The sequence below is a fragment of the Flavonifractor plautii ATCC 29863 genome, from assembly GCF_000239295.1.
Lineage (GTDB): Bacteria > Bacillota > Clostridia > Oscillospirales > Oscillospiraceae > Flavonifractor > Flavonifractor plautii.
In genome coordinates, this window is sequence record NZ_JH417688.1 from 1 (window position 1) to 2,525 (window position 2,525).

Sequence of the window (2,525 nt, forward strand, 5' to 3'; positions counted from 1 at the left end):
CTGGCCTCCTGTGCGACGGCGCGGGCCACGGTGTCGGCCACGGACTTGTCCAGGGCGGAGGGCAGGATGTAGTCGGCGCTGAGCTGCTCGTCGGTCACCAGGGCGGCCAGGGCTCTGGCCGCGCGGATTTTCATCCCCTCGGTGATCTCCCGGGCCCGCACGGCCAGCGCACCCTTGAAGATGCCGGGGAAGACCATGACGTTGTTGATCTGGTTGGGAAAATCGCTGCGCCCGGTGCCCACCACCGCCGCGCCGCCCCGCTTCGCCTCGTCCGGCATGATCTCCGGGGTGGGGTTGGCCATGGCGAACACGATGCCGTCCTTCATGGTGGACACCATCTCCGCCGTCACCAGGTTGGGCCGGGACACGCCCACGAAGGCGTCCGCCCCCCGCAGGGCGTCGGCCAGAGCGCCGTGCTCGTGATTCCGGTTGGAGATGTGGGAGATCTCCTCCTGTCCGGCGTTGAGCCCCTCATCCCCCTCGCAGATGATGCCGTTGATGTCGCACATGACGATATTGCCGAAGCCCATGGAGATGAGCAGCTTGCCGATGGCGATGCCGGCGGCGCCGGCCCCGTTGATGACGATCTTCATCTGCCCCATCTGCTTGCCGGTCACCCGCATGGCGTTGAGCAGGGCGGCGGCCACCACGATGGCGGTGCCGTGCTGGTCGTCGTGGAACACGGGGATGTCGCACACCTCCTTCAGGCGGCGCTCCACCTCGAAGCAGCGGGGGGCGGCGATGTCCTCCAGGTTGATGCCGCCGAAGCTCTTGGAGATCAGGGCGATGGTCTCCACCAGCTTGTCCACGTCCTTGGTGTCCACACAGATGGGGAAGGCGTCCACCCCGCCGAACTCCTTGAAGAGGGCGCACTTGCCCTCCATCACCGGCATACCGGCGGCCGGGCCGATGTCCCCCAGGCCCAGCACCGCGGAGCCGTCGGTGATCACCGCCACCAGATTGCTCCGGCGGGTGAGGGTAAAGGACTTCTCATAGTCCTTTGCAATTTCCCGGCAGGGCTCGGCCACGCCGGGGGTATACAGAAGGGACAGGTCGTCCCGGGTCTCGATGTGCCTGCGGGCCACCACTTCGATCTTCCCCCGCAGTTCCTCGTGCAGCTTGAGGGATTCCTGATTGACGTCCATAGTACGTTTTTCTTCCTTTCTGCGGCCCGCTCAGACCATCTCTTCGGGGTGGAACACCTCGTCGAACCGCTCGGCGGTGAGGAAGCCCAGGCTGACGCAGGCCTCCTTGAGAGAGATGTGCTCGGCGTGGGCCTTCTTGGCGGTCTTGGCCGCGTTGTCATAGCCAATGTAGGGGTTGAGGGCGGTGACCAGCATGAGGGAGTTGTGCAGGTTGTGGCGGCATTTCTCCCGGTTGGCCGTGATGCCCACGGCGCAGTGGTCGTTAAAGGAGCGGATGCAGTCGGTGAGCAGCCGCGCGGACTGGAGGAAGTTGTAGATGCACACCGGCATGAACACGTTCAGCTCGAAGTTGCCCTGGGAGGCCGCCAGGCCCACCGCCACGTCGTTGGCCATCACCTGTACCGCCACCATGGTCACCGCCTCGCACTGGGTGGGGTTGACCTTGCCGGGCATGATGGAGGAGCCGGGCTCGTTCTCCGGGATCTGGATCTCCCCCAGGCCGCACCGGGGGCCGGAGGCCAGCCAGCGCACGTCGTTGGCGATTTTCATCAGATCCGCCGCCAGGGCCTTGAGCGCCCCGTGGGCGAACACCAGCTCGTCCTTACTGGTGAGGGCGTGGAACTTGTTGGGGGCCGTGACAAAGGGCTTACCCGTCAGCTCCGATACCGCCTCGGCCACGGCCGTGTCAAAGCCCTTGGGGGCGTTGAGCCCGGTGCCCACGGCGGTCCCGCCCAGGGCCAGCTCCCGCAGGCCGGGCAGCGCCAGCTCCACCATCGCCCTGTCCTTCTCCAGGCTGGTCCGCCAGCCGCTGATCTCCTGGGCCAGGGTGATGGGCACCGCGTCCTGCAGGTGGGTGCGCCCGCTCTTCACCACGTCCCCGTTCTCCCCCTCCAGCCGTCGGAAGGTCTCCACCAGCCCGTCAATGGCCGGCAGCAGCTTGTCCTCCAGCGCCACCGCCGCCGCAATGTGCATGGCCGTGGGGAAGGTGTCGTTGGAGCTCTGGGACATGTTCACGTGGTCGTTGGGGTGGAGCAGCTTCTTCCCCGCCAGCTCGTTGCCCCGGTTGGCCACCACCTCGTTCACGTTCATGTTGGACTGGGTGCCGCTGCCCGTCTGCCACACCACCAGCGGGAAGTGCCCGTCCAGCTTCCCCGCCACCACCTCGTCGCAGGCCCGGCTGATCAGGCCCAGCCTTTCATCGTCCAGCTTCCCCAGCCTGTGGTTGGCCAGCGCCGCCGCCTTCTTCAGAATCCCGAAGGCCCGCACAATCTCCTCCGGCATCTTCTCCGTGCCGATCTGGAAGTTCTGATAGCTCCGCTGGGTCTGCGCACCCCAGTAGCGGTCCGCAGGGACCTCCATCTCCCCCATTGAGTCCCGTTC

At 66.4% G+C, this 2,525-nt stretch carries 2 protein-coding genes; both read right to left on the bottom strand.

Going from position 1 to position 2,525, the window contains the following annotated elements:
- Positions 1 to 1,145: NAD(P)-dependent malic enzyme (locus HMPREF0372_RS05095; protein WP_007489524.1), on the bottom strand; the 1,145-nt coding region annotated here is incomplete at its 3' end.
- 30 nt (positions 1,146 to 1,175) lie between these two features.
- The coding region (gene fumC, locus HMPREF0372_RS05100; RefSeq protein WP_007489525.1) for a class II fumarate hydratase at positions 1,176 to 2,525 on the bottom strand (1,350 nt) is incomplete at its 5' end.